9 protein-coding genes and 2 pseudogenes (1 of these 11 running past the window's edge) are annotated in these 22,050 nt (G+C 74.0%); 9 read left to right on the top strand and 2 right to left on the bottom strand.

Annotation, left to right across the window (positions count from 1 at the left end):
* Window positions 1-891: 891 nt before the first annotated feature.
* A complete protein-coding gene (locus tag IO20_RS0113375) occupies window positions 892-1,434 on the bottom strand; it encodes an ArsR/SmtB family transcription factor (RefSeq protein WP_030552429.1) in 543 nt (180 codons plus the stop codon).
* A 57-nt stretch (window positions 1,435-1,491) separates the two neighbouring features.
* Between IO20_RS0113375 and IO20_RS0113370 the strand changes: the two genes are divergently transcribed.
* The gene (locus IO20_RS0113370; RefSeq protein ID WP_030552431.1) at window positions 1,492-2,397 is read left to right on the top strand and encodes a S41 family peptidase; all 906 of its coding nucleotides are present in this window, start codon (window positions 1,492-1,494) and stop codon (window positions 2,395-2,397) included.
* Window positions 2,398-2,491: 94 nt separating this feature from the next.
* Here the strand turns inward: IO20_RS0113370 and IO20_RS41355 are convergent.
* A pseudogene (locus IO20_RS41355) lies at window positions 2,492-2,755 on the bottom strand (IS110 family transposase); the annotation flags it as partial.
* Window positions 2,756-2,918: 163 nt separating this feature from the next.
* On the opposite strand from IO20_RS41355, the gene IO20_RS0113365 reads away from it, so the two are divergent.
* The 8 genes and pseudogenes from IO20_RS0113365 to IO20_RS0113330 form a co-directional block, all read left to right on the top strand.
* Window positions 2,919-3,608: a DUF6882 domain-containing protein gene (locus IO20_RS0113365; protein WP_030552433.1), complete on the top strand. Its 690-nt coding sequence runs from the start codon at window positions 2,919-2,921 to the stop codon at window positions 3,606-3,608.
* 236 nt (window positions 3,609-3,844) lie between these two features.
* A complete protein-coding gene (locus IO20_RS40285) occupies window positions 3,845-4,249 on the top strand; it encodes a hypothetical protein (protein ID WP_157850767.1) in 405 nt (134 codons plus the stop codon).
* Between the two features lie 75 nt (window positions 4,250-4,324).
* Window positions 4,325-4,609: a pyrimidine/purine nucleoside phosphorylase gene (ppnP, locus tag IO20_RS0113355; RefSeq protein ID WP_030552435.1), complete on the top strand. Its 285-nt coding sequence runs from the start codon at window positions 4,325-4,327 to the stop codon at window positions 4,607-4,609.
* 85 nt (window positions 4,610-4,694) lie between these two features.
* Window positions 4,695-5,042, top strand: coding sequence for a sensor domain-containing protein (locus IO20_RS40280; RefSeq protein ID WP_030552437.1), 348 nt, complete (start codon window positions 4,695-4,697; stop codon window positions 5,040-5,042).
* Between the two features lie 338 nt (window positions 5,043-5,380).
* A pseudogene (locus IO20_RS41345) lies at window positions 5,381-5,724 on the top strand (hypothetical protein); the annotation flags it as partial.
* Window positions 5,725-7,177: 1,453 nt separating this feature from the next.
* Complete coding sequence (locus tag IO20_RS0113340) at window positions 7,178-8,974, top strand: fatty acyl-AMP ligase (protein WP_051874571.1); 1,797 nt, start codon at window positions 7,178-7,180, stop codon at window positions 8,972-8,974.
* A 193-nt stretch (window positions 8,975-9,167) separates the two neighbouring features.
* Window positions 9,168-9,458 carry an acyl carrier protein gene (locus IO20_RS36485; RefSeq protein WP_037635382.1) on the top strand — a complete coding sequence of 97 codons (291 nt, stop codon included), beginning with the start codon at window positions 9,168-9,170 and terminating at the stop codon, window positions 9,456-9,458.
* A 115-nt stretch (window positions 9,459-9,573) separates the two neighbouring features.
* A protein-coding gene (locus IO20_RS0113330; RefSeq protein WP_078946255.1) for a non-ribosomal peptide synthetase crosses the window boundary here: on the top strand, window positions 9,574-22,050 show its 5' portion. The gene runs 6,384 nt beyond the window's last position; 12,477 of the gene's 18,861 nt are visible here — the first part of the coding sequence; the start codon lies at window positions 9,574-9,576; its stop codon lies off the right edge, out of view.

Raw genomic sequence — 22,050 nt, 5'->3', positions numbered from 1 at the left:
GAGCGGGCTGACCGGGGTAACGAACTGCCGGTCCTTGCGGCGGGTCATGCGGCCCAGAGGCCTCCAGAAGACGGCGGCCGTCGGGATGTTCGTGGTGTCCGTGGCCGCGGTGATGCGTTCGCCGCGTTCGGTCGCGTGGGAGCAGTCTCGGCGAGGATCTCGTGGATCATTCTCTCGCCGCGCTGCTCGGGTGCGACGCAGAGATGCCCGACGTTGCGGTTGGACGGGGTCGCTGCCGGCACGGCCAGGCCGACGAGAGTGCCGTCGGGCAGCTCCGCAAGCCTCCGCTGGGAGCACTCGCCCGGGCAGTCGAGGGAGAACGTCATGTCCTCTTCGGCCGGCTACCTGGCGTTTTTGTGCGGGGCTCCGTCACGGGTGGCCTGGGGAAGGCTGTCGACCGTTCCGGGGACTCCTCGTCGCTGCCCTCGCGGAACGTCAGCCGACCGCCGGCCTCGGGGCGTCCCGCCGCAGGGGTCCACTCGTAGCGTCGCAGACGCTGAATGTCACGGCTCACTCATGTACGCAGGCCCACCGCGACGCCGGGCCAGCGCCTCGCTCGCATCCCCGGAGTCAAGGACGCCTGGCGGGCGACGGCGACCGGATCGGCGACGGTGGAGCGGACCTGGAGGCCATCGAGCCCCATCGAGCGCTATCGAGTGCTGTGGGGCCCTCGCTGTCGACATGACCCACCCGGCGCGTGGGCAAGGGCGTGTCCGTACGTCCTCGGTCGGCCGGACTCATTCCATGCGGTACTGGTTACCGTCAAGCTCTTCGCGGGTCCTCTCAGTGGTCAGGGCAGTGAGAGGACCGTGCGACCCCGGCACGGGCCCGGCCCATCGGATCCTGCCATGAGCAAGTCGGCCGACCCGCGAGGCGATCCGGAGGAAACGCCTAGGCGGAGCCGGTGGGGCTGGTCGGCACAGCGTGCTGGTAGAGCGCCACCAGCACGCCGTGCAGGGGCTGGTCCTCTGCAGCTTCCTCGGCCTCGTCGACCAGTTCGCCGAGGGCCTCGCCGAGTTCTCTTGCCTTCGCGGGGCTGAGACGCAGGTGGCGCAGTGTCAGGTGGGTCTCGGCGGGGGAGCGGTCCAGCTCCTGGGCGATCGCGGCGAGCATCGCGGCGGTGCCTGCCGCCTGAGGCTCGGCGACGACCATGTGGCGGGCCGTGCGCTGGTAGTACTGCTCGGTGCCGCCGCGGACCTGGCGGGTCTCGGCGACATGGACCAGCCCGGCTTCACGGAGCACTTTGAGGTGGTGGGCCACGTTGCCCTTCTTCGCGTCGAGCTGCGCCGCGAGCTGGCTGGTGGTGGCGGGCCGGTGGCCCAGGGAGAAGAGCAACCGCTGACGCAATGGATGAGCGAGCGCCGCGAACTGCTCAGGCGCACCGATCTCCAGGACGTCCTCAGGAGGCGGCAGGTAGGAAGGCTGATCGCGCATGCCGAAAGTGTCTAAACTCTTTGACGCTTCCGCAAGGGCAGTGCTCTACTCCCTGCCATGACGACTCCGACGAAGCTTCCAACGGCCCCTGTCATCGACGAGACAGCCCGGCTCCTGACCGAGAACTACGTTTTCCCCGAGATAGCCGAACAGCTCGCAGGCCTGCTGCAACGACACCTCGCCGAGGGCGCCTACGACGTCGACGACGCCGAGGAACTCGCCCGTCTGGTCACCGCCGACCTGCAGTCCGTCAACGGCGACCGACACCTGAGACTGAAGCACCACGCCGACCCGGTGTCCCCCAAGCGGGGGGCGGCCACCCTGGACGCCATGCGCCGGGACTTCGACACCTCACTGGGTGGTGCGCCCCGGGTGCAGTTGCTCGACGGTGGGGTCGCCGTGGTGGAGCTGGCACCGATGCTGTTCCCACTGGAGTGGGCCGCCGAACCGCTGGGCGCCGCGCTCACCCTGGCCGCACGCGCCCAGGCGCTGATCGTGGACCTCCGTGCCAACCGGGGCGGCGATCCGGACACGGTCGCCTTTGTCTGCAGCTATCTACTGGATGAGCGCACCCACCTCAACACCATGTCCTGGCGCGGCGGCGAGCGCACCGAGCAGTCCTGGAGCCTGCCGCTTGTTCCAGGCGCGCGCTTCGGCGGCAGCAAACCGTTGTACGTGCTGTCCAGCGACAGCACGTTCTCCGCCGCCGAGGAGCTGGCGTACGACCTCCAGCAGCTCGGTCGCGCAGTGGTCGTCGGCGAGCCCACCCGTGGAGGCGCACACCCGTGCCAGGGCTGGACCGTGCACCCACACCTCGAAGCCACCATCCCCGTCGGCCGCGCCGTCAACCCCGTCTCCGGCACGAACTGGGAGGGCACCGGCGTGCAGCCGGACATTCTCTGCGCTGCCGCTGACTCCCTCGAGCACGCTCACGCGCTGGCCCTCGCCCGACTGGCAGGCTGACCCAGTCCAGCCCATCGACAGCGTGCTCACCCGCTGGGTTCGCCCGAGCGCGGGTGCTATCGCTCCGAGCAGGTGACGGACAGGGGCTTCGGCTGCCGGAATAGAGGTCGATCTGCCGCGTCGTCAGCCCCGATGGGTAGGTGGTCGGACAGCCCATGTCGCCGGCGACCGCCAGCGGCAGGGCCGGCCCCGATCGAGGCCGGCTGATCGACCACGACCAGCACCGTTTGGTGCTCGGCCTGGAGCTTCGCGAACCGCTTGCGGGCTTGGGCTCGGTGTGGGGCAGCCGCTTGTCGAACTCCTTCTTCCCGGCCGGGGTGACAGCGGTGGCGTGGCCCTTCGTCAGCGGTCCGCCGATGCCTTCGGACCTGGTGTCACTCCTCGGATCAACACCGACAAGAGGGGACGTCATGGCGACGACCCCGACGGCCGGAGGCCCCATCGCGGAGCCGGTGAGGACAGAGACGGGGAAGGACGCCCCGGCCACCCGTCGTTGGGCCTTGCCCCCTACGCTCGGGATCATGACAAAGGGATTCAGCGACCAGTTCCTGCTCGAGGCGGAACGGCACTCCGTCTGGGGCGCCGCTCAGCTCGAGGCGCTCATGGAGTTCCTGCCCGAGGCGCCGTGGAGCGCGGACCTGCCGACGTGTTCGTACCAGCAGGGGGACGTGCAGCTGCGGGTCGGTGTCCTTGGGACGTACGACATGGAGGGGGGTTCCTGGCTCTGGGGCTGGGCGAATCCGGGGCTCGGCGGGAGTGAGGTCGTGGCGTTGTCCGCTGCCGTGGCACGGTACGGGCAGGCGCACGAGATTCCGGAGTTCACCGCTGAGGAACTCGATCTGTCCGGGTTCGACGATCCTCGGCGGGCCGCCGAGATGCTGGCCTTCGCGGGGATGGGGGTAGCCGACGCGCCCGGGTACATCGGGCAGCCCGCTGGGCCCGGCACCCAGGTGTACTTCCTGCCGGACGACCCGAAGGTGCCGAGCGCCCAGCTCGATCCGGTCGCCCTGCCGCGCGTGCTCATGGCCGGGGTCTCGCTCATCGGGCGTTCGCCGCGACAGGCGGTCACGGGGTACTTCGAGCACCACGGGGTCCCGCAGCGGGTGGAAGGCGACCGGCTGATCGCCGATCTGCCGACCGGGAACGCCGTCGTCGTCTCCTTCGACCGGATGGGGCGGATCGGCAACATCCGGCTCACGGTCACCGGCTGACCTGACCCGTCCGTCAGGGCGGGGTGAGTTCCTGGGTGAGGACGTGCTCGACCGGGGAGACGGGGACGTCCTTGCCGGATACGCGGTCGCGCACGCAGGGCCCTGGCATACAGTTCCCGAGTGTTGCCTTCCGCTGGGTGGCGCCGCGTCGTGTCCCCGAGACCCCGGGCTGGACGTCCGGCCCCGGTCGACGTCTCGCAGGTCGGCCGGTCCTCGGTTCGCGTCGTGTCCACGGCATGACGCCGGGCGACCCCGTGGAGGCGCTCGGACAAGGCGACCTCCACGCCCGCATGGACTGGCCCGATGAACTCGCACGGCTGGCCAGGGCTGGCCGACTCGATCGCAGCGTGGCGAGCCGGGCCGGGGCCGAAGCCGCCGGCGAGCTCCTGGCCGACCGCGGTGACGACCGCGTCGGGGTGGTCGACGCCTGGCTCGCGCGCGCCCGGGCCGACCAGTCGGGCCACTCCACCGACCAGCCAGCCAGCCTCCCGCCCGTGCGGTCGCCGTCGGCTCGCTGCCCGTCCCGGTGCGCGCCCGCGCCGCGCTGCTCGCCGCCCTCGCTCGTACCAGCGCCCCGGTCGACGCCCCGGGCCTCCGTCTCGCCTCCTTCGGGCGGCGGACATGGCGCGGCCGAGACGTAGCCTTGCCTTCCAGGGCCGCCGTCCGCGGTGTCGATTCGCCGGCCCTGTCTCTGCTCGGCTTCAAGGAGGACACGCATGTTCAAGGTCAACGAGTACTTCGACGGCACGGTCAAGTCGATCGCGTTCGAGGGCAGCGAGGGTCCCGCTACGGTCGGAGTCATGGCCGCCGGTGAGTACGAGTTCGGTACCGCGAAGCGGGAGATCATGCACGTGGTCTCCGGCGCGCTGACCGTCAAGCTCCCTGGCTCCGACGTGTGGGAGAAGTTCGGCGCCGGCAGCCGGTTCGACGTCCCGGCCGACAGCAAGTTCCAGCTCAAGGTGGCCGTGGAGACCGCCTACCTCTGTGAGTACCGCGACTGATCCGACCTGTCTCGGCCGGTGACGGGTGGTCAGTGGGCGGCTGCGTCCGAGCCCGTCGAGCCGGCGCCGGCCGGGGGAGCGCGTGGTGATCGTAGGATTCATCCCGCACCGCACCGCTCATGCCGGCCGCGATGCCCAGCCCGTTGACCAGCGCCGGGACCGCGCGCTGGAGGCCCGGGACCACGTTCGCCTCTGGACCCTCGGCGGCATCGGCGAGCTGCTCTACGCCACGTGGTCGTGGTCCCTGCCTCGGGGGCAGGACAACCAGGGCCTGGTCGAGCTGGTATTCGACACCTCTTCGCAGGCCGCCGACATCGGCTTCAACACCGCCATCGGGGTGTTCCTGCTGGTCACCGCGGTCCCGGTGGTCCGCCGACTGGCCGCATGGCAGACCCGATTCGCCATCGCCCTGCTGACCGACCGGGCCGCGTAGCCATGGGCCCGTCAGGCCCTGCTCCATGCCTGCGTTCGCGTGCTGCTGGTGACAAGCGGCGCGCCATCCGGTGACGATCGCCGTGGGCACGCCTGCGCACGGCCAGTCTTTCCGACCCTTCGCCGTTGACCCACTGCCGAGGATGTGGTCGCGTCCGCGGCGCGGCTCTTCGCCCTCGCCGGTGCTCAACGCCGACACTCGGGTGAGCGTCAGCGCGCAGAGGCCGCCGCCCGCGAGCGCCGCCCGCCCTGCGAACGCCGCCGTCCGCAGGGAGTGAGCCGTAACCACGTCACACGTGCCCGGTAACAGCGCGCCGGCATCAGCCAGTAGTCGGCGGACTCGGCTCGGTGCACGACACGCTGACGGCCCGGATCGACGAGGCGGCCGGGCGTACACGCGCAGAGGGGCGGACGCGGTCACGCCCCCGCCGCGCCGGAGCTCGCGGCGAACCCGCTCGCCGCCTCCTGCCCTGGCGCGACGCCGGAGCAGTTCCCGGTGCGCCGCTGGGCTGACCTGCGGTCGCGGGCCCTGCTGCTGACCGCGTCCGGCGCCCCTCACGCCTCCCCCCGTCACCTCGGCGACCGGTCGCCCGCTGCCGATCGGCGTCGACGTGCAGCAGGACGCGGCCGCCGTACAGGCGGAGGTCCACGCCGTGTTCGAACCTGCGGACGGCGTGGCCGCTCCGGAGGGCCCTGAGGGCGTGGTCGTAGGCGTCGGGGAGGTGGTGTTCCGAGACGGAGGTCTCGCCGTACCTGTGGGTGAGAGCCCGTTCAGGTAGTCGACGGCCACGCAGGCCTCGAATGGCCAACGCGGGGACGTCCAGGAGACGGCGGCGACGGACATGTTGGCCGCTTTGCCGTCCTTGTCGACGTAGGCGAAGGCGGCGACGCCGGCTGGCGTCGTGGCGGCGACCCAGTGCTCCTGGAACGTCTCGTGCAACACGTCGAGGTCGCCGCTGGTGGAGCCGGTGACCGTGTAGCTCAGGCCCTCAAGAGGATCGAACCGCTCCAGGTCGGGGGACCGTCGGTCTCGTCCTGTTGGCGGTCTGGCAGCAGGTCCCCGGCGGCCTCGCCCTTTCCCGCGCCCCGGACCGGGCGTGAAGCGGCCGGCCGCGATCCGTCCTCTGCTTCGCCGAACATTTCGGTGAGGGAATCCGCCCCGGCTCCGGATTGCTGGTCCGAGCGAAAAATCACCGCTATGACAGCCGCCGCGCCACAATTACCGTCGCGGGCGCGCGGGCCGTGGTCGCCCCGCGGGCCTGCGGCCGTCCCGACAGCTCCGACGTGGAGCCGCCGTGGCGCGGACCGTCTTCGGACTTCACCACCGCATGGTCCGCAGTGGGAGGCATCATCCCTTTTCCGTCGCTGGTCCGGGTTGAACTGAACATTTCCTGCCGGTGAAGTAATCCGGAAGCCCGCGCGCGTCGAATGTGCTCCGGGTGCGCTTCCCGGCCCCTGGCGAAGAATCGAGGCGGTCGCTCCGTAAGACTTGCTCCATCATGTCCCGAATACCCCGATGCCCAGCGAAATCGCCGCACTGTACCGGTGAAGGAGGGTGGGCCTTCTGTCAAGAGGGCCTTTCTCCGGCAGGCTCTTGTGGCGAGATCGAAGCTATGTATACGGTTTCTCGGTGCGTCCCCCGGGGCGACACGAAGAGGGAAAGCGGACAAAGGGGCTGTTACCGTTGTCTACGGTGCAGCCGTCGCCGTATCGCACGTATGTGGTGTGCGGTTTTGTATGGCGGGATGGCTTTTCCATTCGTTTCACAGAGGACTTCGAGTAAAAGAGAGCGATCCTTTCTCAAAAGAGGATCAGCCCTGTATGGTGTGTCGAGCGATCCGATTCTCCGCGTGGGCGACTCGGGTCGAATGGTTTTCCATCGGGATCAGCACGTGCGCACGACCTGTAAAATCCGCCGCTTTACGGGGGAGGTCAGCAGAGGGTGTACGAACACGAAGATCCGCACTACTTAGCCGTCCGGCAGGTGTGCCGGAAACCGCAGTCCACGCCGCCGGCGACCCGGGTCGTCCGCAGCGGCGCCCCCGCCGGCCCGGCGGCCCGAGGGCACGGGAGCACGCCGTACCAGTCGGCCGCGGGCATGAGGCCGCGCCCCGGCGGGAGACGAGGGCCGCTGCTGTGAGCAGTCCTCCCGTAGACCCGCTGGCCGGCCCCCACCTGGTGGCCGCGATCTCCGCGACGGCCGAGGCCGACCCCGAGCGCAAGGCCGTCGGCTTCGTCCGGCACCCGGAGCACGAAGGCGAGGAGGCGCTGCGCAGCTACGCCTGGCTCGACGCCACCGCCCGCCGCGTCGCCGTCCTCCTCCGCGCGGCCGGGCTCGGTACGGGTGCACGCGTGCTGCTGCTCTTCCCGCAGTCCGCGGAGTTCGCTGCGGCCTACGCCGGGTGCCTCTACGCGGGCATGGTCGCCGTCCCCGCACCCCTGCCCACCGGGACCTCCCTGGAGGCCGCACGCGTCGTCGGCATCGCGAAGGACGCCGAGGCGGGCGCCGTCCTCACCGTCTCCGAGACGGAAGCGGACGTCCGGCACTGGGCGGCCCGCACCGGCCTGGGCGCACTGCCCCTCTACTCCGTCGACGAACTGCCCGGCGACGCCGACCCCGACACGTGGCGGGAACCGGAGATCCGGGCCGACACCGTGGCGGTCCTCCAGTACACCTCCGGCTCCACCGGCAGCCCCAAGGGAGTCGTCGTCACCCACGGCGCGCTCGCCGACAACGTCCGCAGCCTGCTCACCGGCTTCGAGCTGGGAGCCGGCTCCCGGCTGGGCGGCTGGCTGCCGATGTACCACGACATGGGTCTGTTCGGACTGCTGAGCCCGGCACTGTTCAGCGGCGGAGCCGCCGTGCTGATGAGCGGCAGCGCCTTCCTGCGCCGACCGGCCCTGTGGCTGACGCTGATCGACCGCTTCGACCTCGCCTTCTCCGCGGCGCCCGACTTCGCGTACGACTACTGCGTACGGCGGGTGAAGCCCGAGGAGATGGATCGGCTCGACCTGTCGCGCTGGCGCTGGGCGGGCAACGGCTCCGAGCCCGTCCGGGCCGAGACGCTGCGCGCCTTCGCCAAGGAGTTCGCCCCGGCCGGACTCCACCCGAACGCCACAGCCCCCTGCTACGGACTGGCCGAGGCGACCCTGCTGGTGTCCCTGTCCGCCGGGGAGCTGCGCACCCGGCGGGTGGACGTCGCGGAACTGGAGAACCACCGCTTCGTCGAGGCCGCCGCGGGACGCCCCTCTCGCGAGGTCGTCTCCTGCGGCAGGCCGACGGCCCTGGAGATCCGCGTCGTCGACCCCGCGACCGGAAAGCCCGTCACCGGCGACGGGGTGGGCGAGATCAGAGTGCGCGGCGCGAGCACCGCCAGGGGCTACTGGCAGAAACCGGAGGCGACCGCCGAGACGTTCGTCATGGACGCGGACGGCTCCGGGCCCTGGCTGCGCACCGGCGACCTCGGCGCCCTGCACGACGGCGAGCTGTACGTCACCGGCCGCATCAAGGAACTCCTCATCGTGCACGGCCGCAACCTCTACCCCCACGACATCGAGCACGAACTGCGCGCCCGCCACCCCGAACTCGGGACGATCGGGGCCGCCTTCTCCCTCCCCACCGAGGAGGGCGAGGCCGTGGTCGTCACCCACGAGGTGGGCCCGTCCGTCCGGCCCGAGCGGGGCCCCGAACTGGTGACGGCCCTGCGGGCGACGCTCGCGCGGGAATTCGGCCTCGCCCCGGCCGGAGTGGTGCTGGTGAGACGCGGCCGCATCCCACGCACCAGCAGCGGCAAGGTACAACGCCGCCTGACCGCCCGCCTCTTCACCACCGGGGAACTCGCCCAGGTCCACGCCGACCCCGGCGCCCACCGCCTCCTGGCGGCGCTCCGGGAGGCGGACGACCGCGACGGCGTCCTCCCGCCCGTGACATGACCGTGCCCCCGCTCTGATCCCCTCCCGGCGGCGGGCCGCTCCCCGACCCGTGGCAACGCGGTCCCCGTGGCAACGCGGTCCCCGAGGCCCCGGCCCGCCCGGACGAGGGCCGGCCGGGACGCCGTCCCGAGGACCGACCGTGCGCCCACCGAAGACCGACCGCGCGCCCACCGAAGACAGAGGTCCTACCCGCATGTCCCTGTCCCCGCCCTCCTCCCCGCCTCCCTCCCCACTCGCTCCCGGCGACCCCGACGCCCTGCGGCAGTGGCTGCGCGAGCAGTGCGCCGACTGCCTCGGCGTCCCCGCGGCCTCCCTCGCCACCGACGTCCCCCTCACCGACTACGGGATGACCTCCGTCACCGGCACCGCCCTGTGCGGCGTCGTGGAGGAGTACCTGGGCGTCGAATGCGACCTGGGACTGCTCTGGCAGGAGCCGACGATCGACGGGCTCACCGTCCGGCTGGCCTCGCGCACCGTGCGCTGACGGCCGCCGGTCCCCGGCCCCCACCACAGACGCACGTGCCCAGGCACTCGTGCGTGCGGACGCCGCCGCGCGTCCGGGCGTGCCGCCACCCCTTCAGTCCGAGAGCGGGAGAAGCATGTTGGAGTCCCCGGCACACCGTGTGGCCGCCACCGCGGCCCAGTCCGGGATCTGGACGGCACAGCGTCTGCGCTCGGACGACAGGCTCTACGCCTGCGGCCTCTACCTCGAACTCGACCACGTGGTGGAGGAGGTGCTGAGCGAGGCGATCCGCCGCGCCGTCGACGACACCGAGGCGCTGCGCACCGCCTTCCAGGAGGACGCGGACGGCGCACTGGAGCAGCACGTCCTCGCCCGGCCGCCGAGCACCCAGACCCGCCTCTTCCACGCCGACCCGAGCGGCGGTGCCCCCTCCCGCTCCGCGGCCCTGGACTGGATGGACCGGCAGCGGGCGCAACCCTGGGACCTCGCCGCGGGCGACACCTGCCGCCACACCCTGATCCCGCTCGGCGGCGGCCGCGCCCTCCTTCACCTGCGCTACCACCACCTCGCTCTGGACGGGTACGGCGCCGCGCTCTACCTGGACCGGCTCGCGGCGGTCCACCGCGCGCTGCGCACCGGCCAGCAACCGCCCCCCTGCGCGTTCGCGCCGCTGGCCCGTCTCGTCGAGGAGGACCACGCCTACCGGAGCTCCGCCCGCCACCGCGCGGACGCCGACCACTGGCGCGACCGCTTCGCGGACCTCCCGCGCCCCACCAGCCTCGCGGACGCCACCGCGCCGGCCCCGCCCGACGAACTGCGCCGCACGGTGCGCCTGCCAGCCGCCGAGTCCGCCGCGCTGCGCCGCAGGGCCGATCGGAGCGGACGCCCCTGGCCCGTGTACGCCACGGCCGCGGTGGCCGCCTTCCTGAGCCGTCTCGCGCCGGGGGAGGAGGTCGTCGTCGGCCTCCCCGTCACCGCCAGGATGACCCCCGCCGCGGTGCGCACACCGGGGATGCTCGCCAACGTCGTACCGCTGCGCCTGCCCGTGCGACAGGGCATGTCGATGGACGCGCTGCTGGAGCTGACCGCTGCCGAGATCAGCACCACACTGCGCCACCAGCGCCACCGCACCGAGGACATCGGCCGGGCGCTCGGACTCCACGGCGCGCCGCCGGCCACCACGCTCGTCAACGTCATGGCGTTCGCCCCGGTGCTCGACTTCGGCGACTGCCGGGCGCCGGTGCACCAGCTCTCGGCCGGACCGGTCGAGGACCTGGTCGTCAACCTGCTCGGCACTCCGGGGGACGGCCGCGAGCTGGAGATCACCCTCGCCGCCAACCCCCTGCTCCACTCGGCGGACGCGGTGGCCTCGCTGGCCGCGCGGCTCGCGGAGTTCCTGACGCGCATAGGGCAGGACCCCGACGCCCCCATAGGTCGGACCCGCCTGCTCGGCGCGGAGGAGGAGGCCGCGGCGTCGGCCTCCGGGCGGAGCCCCCGACGCGACCTGCGCGCCCGGACCCTGCCCGAACTCTTCGCCCGGCAGGTCTCCCGCACCCCCGACGCCCCGGCCGTCTCCTCGGACCGTGCCACCTGGACGTACGCCCAACTCGACGCCCACGCCGAGAGGGTGGCCCGGCGCCTGGCGGCGCGGGGCGTGGGGCCGGAGAGCATCGTGGCCCTCGCGGTGCCGCGGGGCGTCGAGCAGGCGGCGCTGATCCTCGGGATCCAGCGGGCCGGAGGGGCCTACCTTCCCATCGACCCGGAGTACCCGGCGGAACGCATCGGTTTCCTGCTGCGCGACGCCCGCCCCGACCTGCTGGTCGGCGGGGCCGGGACCGAGCCCCCCTCCGCCGACTGCCCCCGCGTGTCGGCCGAGGAACTCCTCGACGCCGGGACGCGGTGCGCCGAGGCCGACGTGCCCGCGCCCGGAACCCTCCCGGTGGACCTCCCGGCGTACGTCGTCCACACCTCCGGCTCGACCGGGCGGCCCAAGGGGGTCGTGGTCACCCACGCGGGCATCGCCGCCCTGGCGGCCGAGCAGATCGCACGCTACCGACTGGGCCCCGGCTCCAGGGTGGCGCAGCTCGCGGCCCTCGGGTTCGACGTCGCGGTCGCCGAACTCGTGATGGCGCTGACGTCGGGGAGCTGCCTCGTCATCCCGCCGCACGGCCTCGCCGGCGACGAGCTGGCCGCGTTCCTGCGCGACCGGCGCGTCACCACGGCCCTCGCCCCGGCCGCCGTGCTGGCCACCCTGCCGCTCGGGGGCCTCCCCGACCTGACCGACCTGGTCACCGGCGGCGAGCAGCCCCCGCCCTCGCTGATCGCCCGCTGGGCGCCCGGTCGGCGGATGTTCAACGTCTACGGGCCGACCGAGGCGACCGTCCAGGCCACCTCGGGGCGGTGCGCGGCCGGCGGCGACCGGTCGCCGGACATCGGGAACCCCGAGGCCGGGGTGGACGCGTACGTTCTGGACGCCGCGCTGCGGCCCGTGCCCGACGGGGTGACGGGGGAGCTCTACCTGCGCGGCAGGGGCCTGGCTCGCGGCTACCTGGGCCGCCCCGGCCTCACCGCCGCCCGGTTCGTCGCCGACCCGCACACCGGGACGGGCGAGCGGATGTACCGGACCGGGGACCTGGTGCGCCGGGTGCCCGGCGACGGCCGCACCGTGCTGAGGTTCGTCGGACGGGCGGACGACCAGGTGAAGATCCGGGGCTTCCGGGTGGAGCCGGGCGAGGTCGAGGCGGCCCTCGCCGAACTCGACGGCGTCGCCCAGGCCCTGGTGACTGTGCACGAGGAACGGCCGGGCGACCGCAGGCTCGTCGGCTACCTGACGCCCGACCCGGCACACCAGGGAGGACTGGACGTCGAGCGCCTGCGCAAGGCTCTCGCCGAACGGCTCCCCGCCCACCTCGTCCCCTCCGCCTTCGTGGAGCTGGCGGAGATCCCGCGCACCGCGAACGGCAAGGTGGACCGCGCGGCGCTGCCGGCCCCCGTCACCCGGCCCCCGACCGCCGGGCGGGCGCCGCGCGACGCCCGTGAGGAGGCCCTGTGCGCGCTCTACGCCGAGGTGCTGGGCGTCGAAGAGGTGGGCGCCGACGACGACTTCTTCGCCCGAGGCGGCGATTCCCTGCTGGCCGCCCGGCTTGCGAGCCGCATCCGCGGCCGGTTGGGCAAGGCGGTCACCGTACGGGAGATCTTCCGGTCCCCGACCGTCGCCCGCCTCGCGGAGGAGCTGGGCGACGGGGTGGTGACGGACGACCGCGTCCGCCCGGTCCGCCCCCGCCCGGAGCGGGTGCCGCTCTCCTCCGCGCAGCGCCGGCTGTGGTTCCTCGACGAACTCAACGGCGCGTCGGCCGCCTACAACATCCCGACCGTCCTCCGCCTGGACGGACCGCTGGACGTCCCCGCGCTGCACGCCGCGCTGGGCGACGTGGTGGACCGGCACGAGACGCTCCGCACCACCCTGCGGCCCGCGGCGGACGACGCCGCAGCGGCGGCCGCACCCGAGCAGCACATCGCGCCCCCCGGCGGCCAGCGGCTCCCGCTGCCGGTGCTCGATGTCGCCCCCGAAGCGCTCGCCGGGGAACTTCGCGCCGCCGCGGGCCACGTCTTCGACCTCGCGCGGGACCTTCCGGTGCGCGCCACGCTCTACCGCACCCGCGAGCAGGAGCACGCACTGCTGCTGCTTGTCCACCACGTCGCCGCCGACGGCGCGTCGATGGGACCCCTGATCGGCGACCTCGCCACCGCCTACACAGCCCGGCTCGCGGGACGCGCCCCCGTCCTCCCGCCGCCCGAGGTGACGTACGCCGACTTCGCCCTGTGGGAGCGGGGGAGCCGGGAGCGCGCCGCCGCGCAGGCCGAGGGGATCGACTACTGGCGCCGGGCCCTGGCCGGGCTGCCGGACCACATCCGGCTCCCTGCCGACCGCCCCCGTTCGCAGGACCCGGTCCGCCGGGGCGGGGTCGCTCGGTTCGAGGTGCCGCCCGCCCTGTACGCCAGGATGGCGGAGCTGGCCGGGAGCGTCGGCGCCACCCCGTTCATGGTGCTCCAGACCGCGATAGCCGTCCTGCTGAGCCGGATGGGGGCCGGATCGGACATCCCGCTGGGCACGCCGGTCGCCGGCCGCCCGGACGAGGCGCTCGACGGACTCGTCGGCTGCTTCGTCAACACCGTCGTCCTGCGCACCGACGTCTCGGGCGACCCGACCACGACCGAACTGCTGGCCCGGACGCGTGACGGCGACCTGGAGGCCTTCGCCCATCAGGACGTGCCCTTCGACCGGGTCGTGGACGCGGTGAACCCCGTCCGGTCCACCGCACGGCACCCCCTCTTCCAGGTCATGCTGATCCTCAACGGCCCCGAGCAGGACCGGGGCCGGGTGCGGTTCCCCCGACTGGTCGACCGCGTCGAGGCGGTGGAGTCGGGGGAGACCAAGTTCGACCTCTCCTGGCACTTCACCCACCGCGACGGGCCGGACCGGGCGCTGGAGGGGGCCCTCGTCCACGCCGCCGACCTGTTCGACGCCGCCACCGCGCACCGGCTCACCGAACGCCTGCTCGACGTCCTGACCGCGATGGTCGACGACCCCGCCCGGCCCGTCGGGACCCTCGACGTCCTCAGCGCCGCAGAGCACCGCCTCGTGCGCGCGTGGGGGACCGGCACGCCCCGCACCCGTGGCAGCCGCCCCGAACCGGTCGCCGCGAGGATCGCCGGCCAAGCCGCCCGCACACCGGACGCGCCCGCGGTGGTCGAGCCCGGGCGGGTCTGGAGCTACGCGGAACTCGACGCCCGCGCCGACCGGGTGGCCGCGGCCCTGGCCGCACGCGGCGTCGGCGCCGAGGACCTCGTCGCCGTGCTCCTGCCCCGCGGCGCGGAACTGGTCGCCACCTTGCTGGGGATCCTGCGGGCAGGCGCCGCCTACCTCCCGCTCGACGCCGGACACCCCGCCGACCGCAACCGCTGGGCCCTCGCGGACTCCGCCCCGGCTCTGCTGGTGACCGACGCCGAGCGGCTGCGTACGCTTCCCGGAGCGGCCAGGTGCGCCACGCTGGTTCTGGGCGAGGAGGACGCCGAGAGGGAACTGGCGGACCGCTCCCCCCTCTCGAAGGACCGCGCCCCCCTCCCGAAGGACGGCGCCGGCCTCGCACGCCCGGTGGCCGGGGACAACGCCGCGTACACGATCTACACCTCCGGTTCGACGGGCCGCCCCAAGGCCGTCGTCGTGACGAGGGATGCGCTGGACGCGTTCGTCGAACGTGCCCTGGACACCTACGGCGACGCGCTGAGCGGCGCGGTCCTGCTGCACTCCCCGATCGCCTTCGACCTCACGGTCGTCTCCCTCTTCGGGCCGCTGGCCGCGGGCGGGCGTATCCAGGTCGGGGACCTCGACGAGTCCGGGATCGCCCAGTGGGAGCGGGAGCGTCCGGCCTTCGTCAAGGCCACGCCCTCCCACCTCGCGCTGCTGGAGGAGTTCGGCGGCGCCACGGCCCCCGGAACGGTCGTCCTGGCGGGCGAGCAACTCATCGGCGCACGGCTGGACCGCTGGCGGGCCCGCCACGGCGCCACCACCGTCTTCAACAGCTACGGGCCCACCGAGACCACCGTCAACTGCCTGGAACACAGGATCACCCCGGACGCCGACGCGCCCTCGGGACCCGTGCCCGTGGGCCGACCGGTGACGGGCGTACGGGTGTTGCTCCTCGACGCCCGCCTGCGCCCGGTCGCTCCGGGCGTGACGGGCGAACTGTACGTCTGCGGGCCCGGCGTCGCCCGCGGATACCGCGACAGGCCGGCCGCCACCGCCGAACGGTTCGTCGCCTGCCCGCAAGGGCGCCCGGGAGAGCGGATGTACCGCACCGGCGACCTGATGCGCTGGACCGCCGACGGCGACCTGGTCTACGAGGGCCGGGCCGACGCCCAGGTGAAGGTGCGCGGCTTCCGGGTCGAGCCCGGCGAGGTGGAGGCCGCGCTGCTGGACCTCCCCGGCGTCCGGGAGGCGGCCGTCACGCTCGTCGAAGGGCCGGACGGGACGCCCGAGCGGGCGGCCGCCCCCGCCCGCCTGATCGGCTACGTCGTCGGCGCCACCGCCGACCCGGCCGCCCTCCTCGAGCGGCTCCGCGTCCGGTTGCCCGACCACATGGTGCCCGCCGCCCTCGTGGAACTGGACGCCCTGCCGCTCACCCCGAACGGCAAGCTCGACCGCCGCGCCCTGCCCGCGCCCGACTTCGGCCGCCACGCGGGCCGCCGCGCCCCGAACGGGCCGAAGGAAGAACTGCTCTGCGCGCTCTTCGCCGAGGTGCTGGGAGTCCCCGAAGTCGGCGCGGACGACGGCTTCTTCACGCTCGGGGGCGACAGCATCGTCAGCATCCAGCTCGTCGGCCGCGCCCGCAGGGCCGGACTGCACCTCACCGTGCGCGACGTCTTCGAGCACCCCACGGCCGCCGGGCTGGCCGCCGCCGCCCGGTCCGCCGGACCGGACGAGGACGCGGACCGGCCCGCGCCGGAGGCGCTCGCCCCGAGCGGGCCGCTGCCCTACGTCCCGGCCGCGGCGCGGCTCGTCGCCCGGACCGGGTCGATGCGTGCCCGCGGCGCCGACCGCTTCCACCAGTCGGTGGTCCTCACCACCCCCGCGAACGCGGCAGCCGACGACATCCGGCGCGTGCTCCAGACACTGATCGACCACCACGGGGCGCTGCGCCTGCGGGCCGCCGCGGACCAGGACGGATCGCCGGACGGCCTGGTGGTGGCCGAACCGGGGACGGTCGCCGCCGCCGACCTGCTGCGCTGCCGCGACGCCGTTGGACTCGAAGGCGCGGCGCTGCGGGAGGCGGTGGAGCGGGAGGCCGAGCACGCACGCGACGCCCTCCACCCGAGCACCGGAACCGTGCTGCGCGCGGCCTGGCTGGACCGGGGGACGGACCGGGGCGGCCTGCTGGTCCTGGTGGCCCACCACCTCAGCGTGGACGGCGTCTCCTGGCGCATCCTGGCGGACGACCTCCGCCAGGCCTGGACCGCGGCCGCCGCCCCCGCTGCGATGGCGCCCCTGCCGCCGGAGGGCGCCTCCCTGCGGGAGTGGGCCACCCGGATCGCCCGACGCGCCACCGAGACCGCGGTGACCGGCCGGCTCCCCCACTGGCGCGCGACCCTGGCGGGGCTGGCCGACCCGGACGGCGACGTGGTCGCCCTGGAGACGCGGCTCGACCCCGACGCCGACACCCACGGCACGGCACGCGAGCGCGCGCACAGCCTGCCGCCCGACCTGACCGACGCGCTCGTCCGCACCGCGCCCGCGGCGCTCCGCGCGGACCCCGGCGAACTGCTGCTGGCCGCCTACGCGCTGGCCGCGTCGCGGGTCCTGGGCGACCGGCCCGTGTTCGTGGTGGAGACCGAGGGCCACGGCCGCCAGGACGCGCTCCTGCCCGGCATCGACCTGTCCCGCACCGTGGGCTGGTTCACCTCGGTCCACCCCGTGCGTCTGCGGCCCGGAGCCGGGGCCGCACGGCTGCTGAAGGAGACCAAGGAGCGACTGCGCACCGTGCCGGAGGCCGGTCTCGGCCACGACCTGCTCCGCCGCGGCGGAGCGGCGTCCTCCCTGGGGGAGGGCGGTCGGGAGCTGCCCCGCCCGCAGTTCGGCTTCAACTACCTCGGCCGGGTCGCCGTGGCCGAAGCCCTCACCGACGGGAGCACGGAGCCGGACGGGAGCACGGAGCCCGCCGGGGGAACGGAGCCCGCCGGGGCCTGGGCGTTCGCGGGCCACAGCGTCGTCCCGCAACCGCCCGAACTGCCGCTCGCGCACGAGGTGGAGCTGACCGTCGTCCTGGAGGACGGCCCGCGGGGACCGGTCCTCGCGGCGCGCTGGAACGCCGCCGGCCGCTGCCTGTCCGAGGCGCGGCTGACGGCGCTGGCCCAGGAGTGGGAGAAGGCGCTGCACGAGCTGACCGCCCTGGCCGGCGCCGCCGGGAGCGCCGGCCTGATCCCCTCGGAGACCGGCGCGGGCGACCTGGACCAGGACGGTATCGAGGAGTGCGAGGCGGCGGCGGACTTCGAGATCGCCGACCTGCTCGCACTCGCGCCCGCCCAGGAGGGGCTGCTCTTCCACAGCACGTTCGACGACGCGGCGGAGGACGTCTACGTCGGCCAGTTGGCGCTGGAGTTCCACGGCGAGCTGTCGAGCGCCCGTATGCGGGAGGCCGCCCAACACGTCCTCGACCGGCACGACGTGCTGCGCGCGGCCTTCCTCCAGCGCCGCTCCGGCGAGTGGAGCCAGGCGATCGCCGCCCGGACGCCGGTGCCCTGGGAGGAGCACGACCTGTCCGCCCTGACCGGGGAGGAGCGGCAGCGGCGGCTGGACGCGCTGCTGGCCGGGCAGCGCACCCGCCGGTTCGACCTCGCACGGCCGCCGCTGATGCGCTTCCTGCTCGTACGGACGGCGGCGGACCGGCACGTGCTGGCCCTGACCAACCACCACCTGGTACTGGACGGCTGGTCGTTGCCGCTGGTGGTGCGCGACCTCATGGCCCTGTACGGGGCGGACGGCGCCGCCCTGCCCGCCGCACGGCCGTACCGCGACTACCTCGCCTGGCTCGCCGGGCAGGACACCGACGCGGCCCTCGCCGCGTGGGAACAGACGCTCGCCGGGCTCCAGCCCTCACTGATCGCCCCGGACGCCCCCCGCGACGGCGCGGCCCCGCTCCCGCACTACCGCACCATGGACCCCGACGTCGTCTCCCGCCTCACCGCCTGGGCCCGCCGCCTGGGCGTCACGCTCAACTCGGTGATCGAGACCGCGTGGGGGCTCCTCCTGGGCCGGCTCACCGGCCGGGACGACGTGAGTTTCGGCATCGCCGCCTCCGGCCGCCCCACCGACCTGTCCGGCGCGGGGGAGATCGTCGGCCTGCTGATGAACACCGTGCCGGTGCGCGTCGTCCTGGACCCCGCAGAACCGCTGGAAGCACTCGTCCGGCGCGTGCAGCGGGAGCAGGCCGCCCTCCTGGACCACCAGTTCCTCCCCCTGGCACAGGTGCAGCAGCGCCTCGGGGCGGGCGACCTCTTCGACACCACGCTCGTCTTCGAGAACTACCCGCTGGACCCCGCCGACGGCCTCGGCGGCGGCGACGGGCTCCGACTGCGCGGGGCGCGCGGCCACGACGGCAACCACTACCCCCTCAGCGTCACCGTCGGCCCCGCCCCCGACCTCCAACTCCGCTTCATCCACCGCCCCGACCTCTTCACACCCCAGTGGGTGGAGGACCTGGCGGCGCGGTTCGAGCAGGTGCTCGACGCCATGGCGACGTCCGGCGACACCCCGGCGGGCCGACTGGACGTCCTGCTGCCGCGCGAACACGACACGCTGCTGGGCGACTGGGCGCGCGGTGAGGCCGCGAGCGCACGGGAATGTCCCGTCGCTCTCCTTGAGGAGCAGGTCGACCGCACCCCCGACGCCCTCGCGCTCGTCGAGGGCGGTGACGGCGGAGCCGGCCTGAGCTACGCCGAGTTCGACGCCCGCGCCAACCGCATGGCGCGCTTCCTCATCGCCCGCGGGCTCGGGGCCGAGGACCTGGTCGGCCTGGTCTTCCCGCGCGGCGCCGACCTGCTCACCGGACTGTGGGGGGCGCTCAAGGCCGGTGCGGCCTACCTGCCGGTGGACGTGGACTACCCGGCCGAACGGATCGGGCTGCTCCTCGGCGACGGGAACCCCGCCCTCGTCCTGACCACCTCCGCCCACGCCCACCTGGTGCCCGAGGCGCCGGGGCGGCAGATCCTCTGCGTCGACCTGCCCGGCCCCGCGGACGAACTCGCCCGCGCCGCGGAGGGGAGGGTGGCCGACCGGGAGCGGCCGCGCCCGGTCGGAGCCGACACCCTCGCCTACGTCCTCTACACCTCCGGCTCCACCGGCCGCCCCAAGGGCGTGGCTGTCAGCCGGGGTTCGCTGGCCGCGCACGCCGTCCGCTCCCGCGACCGCTACCCGGACGCGGCCGGGGTGTCACTGCTGCACTCCCCGGTCGCGTTCGACCTGACGGTGACCGCCCTGTTCACCACGCTGATCTCCGGCGGAACCCTCCTCCTCGCCGAGCTGGACGAACACGCCCAGGGCTCCGGCGTCACCTTCGTCAAGGGCACGCCCTCCCACGTCGCCCTCCTGGACGAGCTGCCCGGCGTCCTCGACGCCACCGGCGAGCGCCCCGGCACGCTCGTGCTCGGCGGCGAACCGCTCACCGGAGAGATGCTGGAGCGCTGGCGCGCACGCCACCCGAGGGCCAGGGTCTTCAACGACTACGGGCCGTCGGAGACCAGCGTCAACTGCTCCGACCTGCTCTTCGAACCCGGTGACGAGGTGCCGGACGGTCTGCTGCCGATCGGTCGCCCGCTGCCCGGCAACCACATGTTCGTCCTCGACCACCTGCTCCAGCCCGTGCCGGTCGGCGTCGTCGGGGAGATCTACGTCTCCGGTGTCGGCGTGGCCCGCGGCTACCACGGGCGGCCCGGCCTGACCGCCGAGCGCTTCCTACCCTGTCCGTTCGACGCGCCGGGCGCCCGGATGTACCGCACAGGGGACCTGGGGCGCTGGCGGCCCGACGGGATCATGGAGTGCCTGGGCCGCACCGACGACCAGGTCAAGGTGCGCGGCTTCCGGGTGGAGCTGGGCGAGGTGGAAGCCGCCCTCGCCACCCGCGCCGACGTCGCCCGCGCCACCGTCGTCGTACGCGAGGACGAGCCGGGGGACAGGCGACTGACGGGCTACGTGGTCCCCGAAGGCGGACCGGACGCGGGCTTCGACCCGGCGGCCGCCCTGCGCGACCTCGCCGCGACCCTGCCGCCGTACATGGTCCCGGCCGCGATCGTGGTCCTGCCCGAGCTGCCGCGTACCGAGAACGGCAAGCTCGACCGCAGGGCGCTGCCCGCGCCCGAGTACGGCACCGCCTCTGCGGGGCGGGCGCCGCGCACCGCCGCCGAGACCGCCCTGTGCGCCCTGTTCGCCGAAGTGCTCGGCGTGCCCGAGACCACCCTGGACGACGACTTCTTCGCCTTGGGCGGCCACTCCCTGCTCGCCGTCCGGCTCGCCGGCCGCATCCGGGCCGAACTCGGACTGCGGCTCGACATCCGGACGATCTTCGACCACCGCACCGTCGCGGACCTCCTCGCCGATCCGCAGATCGCCGCCCAGCTCACCCGCGGGGAGACCCCCGGCACGCGAGTCCCGGCGCAGCCCGCGCCAAACCGCGACCCGCAGGCGCGGCCCGAGCGGCTGCCGCTTTCGCCCGCCCAGCGCAGGCTGTGGTTCCTCAACCGCTACGACAGGGAGGCCGGCGGCTACCACATCAGCGTCGCGCTCCGGCTCACCGGCGACCTCGACGTCGACGCCCTGCACGCGGCACTGGGCGATCTGACCGCCCGGCACGAGAGCCTGCGCACCGTCTTCCGCGAGGACGAGCAGGGGCCGCACCAGGTCGTCCTGGCCGCAGGGATCCCGTCCGCCCCGGCCATCGTCCCCGCCGCCGCCCACCGACTCGACGCCCTGGTGCGCGAAGCCGTCCGCCGCCCCTTCGACCTGGCCGACGACACCCCGCTGCGCCACACCCTGTTCACGCTCCCGGAAGGCGAGCACGTCCTGCTCCTGGTCATCCACCACATCGCCGCAGACGGCTGGTCGATGGGGCCCCTGGCACGGGACCTGGCCGCCGCCTACCGCGCCCGCGCCGCCGGCCGCGCGCCCCGCTGGCCGACCCCGGCCCCCAGCCCCGCCGCCCACCTGCTCGGACGGCACCACGACGCCGGGGACGACGCGGGCGATCCGGTGGACCGCCGCGTCGCCCACTGGGCCGAGGAGCTGCGCGGACTGCCCGACGAACTCGCACTGCCCTACGACCGGCCGCGCCCGACGACGCCCCCCTCCTACGCCGAGCGGGTCGACTTCCGCGTCGACGCCGGACTGTACCGGGACGTGCGGGCGCTGGCGGCCCGTCACCGGGCCACCCCGTTCATGGTCCTCCACGCCGCCCTGGCCGCCCTGTGGCACCGGCTCGGCGCCGGCCCCGACATCCCCGTGGGCACCCCGTCGGCCGGCCGCGACCGGCCCGAGACCGCCGACCTCGTCGGTTTCCTGGTCAACACCCTGGTCCTGCGCACGGACACCTCCGGGGACCCGGCCTTCGCCGAGTTGCTTGACCGGGTGCGCGAGACCGACCTGCGGGCCTACACCCATCAGGACGTGCCCTTCGAGCGGCTGGTGGAGGCGGTCAACCCCGCCCGCTCGCCCAGCAGGCACCCGCTCGTGCAGACGATGCTCACCTTCGACAACGCGGCCGAGGGGGCGCTCGACCACCTCCTGGACCTGCCGGGTGTGCGCGCGGAGCTGCTGCCGACCGCCGAGGGCACCGCCCACACCGACGTCGAACTGACCTTCACCGAAAGCACGGCCGCCGCGGAAGGGACCGGGCTCGACGCGTCCCTGCGCTACCGCCCCGACCTGTTCGACCGCACGACCGCGCGGGCCCTGGCGGAGCGGTTCGTGGCGCTGCTGCGCACCGTGACGCGCGAGCCCGGCCTACGGCTCGGACAGCTCGACGTCACCACCGCCGAGGAGCGCCGACGCCTTGCCGAGGCCGACGCC

The sequence above is a fragment of the Streptomyces exfoliatus genome, assembly GCF_000725545.1.
Lineage (GTDB): Bacteria > Actinomycetota > Actinomycetes > Streptomycetales > Streptomycetaceae > Streptomyces > Streptomyces exfoliatus.
The sequence above is the reverse complement of the archived record's forward strand: the minus strand, read 5'-3'. Positions and strand labels throughout refer to the sequence as shown.

Bases quoted from the DNA above. Each gene is read 5' to 3' on its own strand.
- IO20_RS0113375 (WP_030552429.1), bottom strand. From the start codon at position 1,434: ATGCGCGATCAGCCTTCCTACCTGCCGCCTCCTGAGGACGTCCTGGAG.
- IO20_RS0113370 (WP_030552431.1), top strand. From the start codon at position 1,492: ATGACGACTCCGACGAAGCTTCCAACGGCCCCTGTCATCGACGAGACA.
- IO20_RS36485 (WP_037635382.1), top strand. From the start codon at position 9,168: ATGTCCCTGTCCCCGCCCTCCTCCCCGCCTCCCTCCCCACTCGCTCCC.
- IO20_RS40285 (WP_157850767.1), top strand. From the start codon at position 3,845: ATGACGCCGGGCGACCCCGTGGAGGCGCTCGGACAAGGCGACCTCCAC.
- IO20_RS0113365 (WP_030552433.1), top strand. From the start codon at position 2,919: ATGACAAAGGGATTCAGCGACCAGTTCCTGCTCGAGGCGGAACGGCAC.
- ppnP (WP_030552435.1), top strand. From the start codon at position 4,325: ATGTTCAAGGTCAACGAGTACTTCGACGGCACGGTCAAGTCGATCGCG.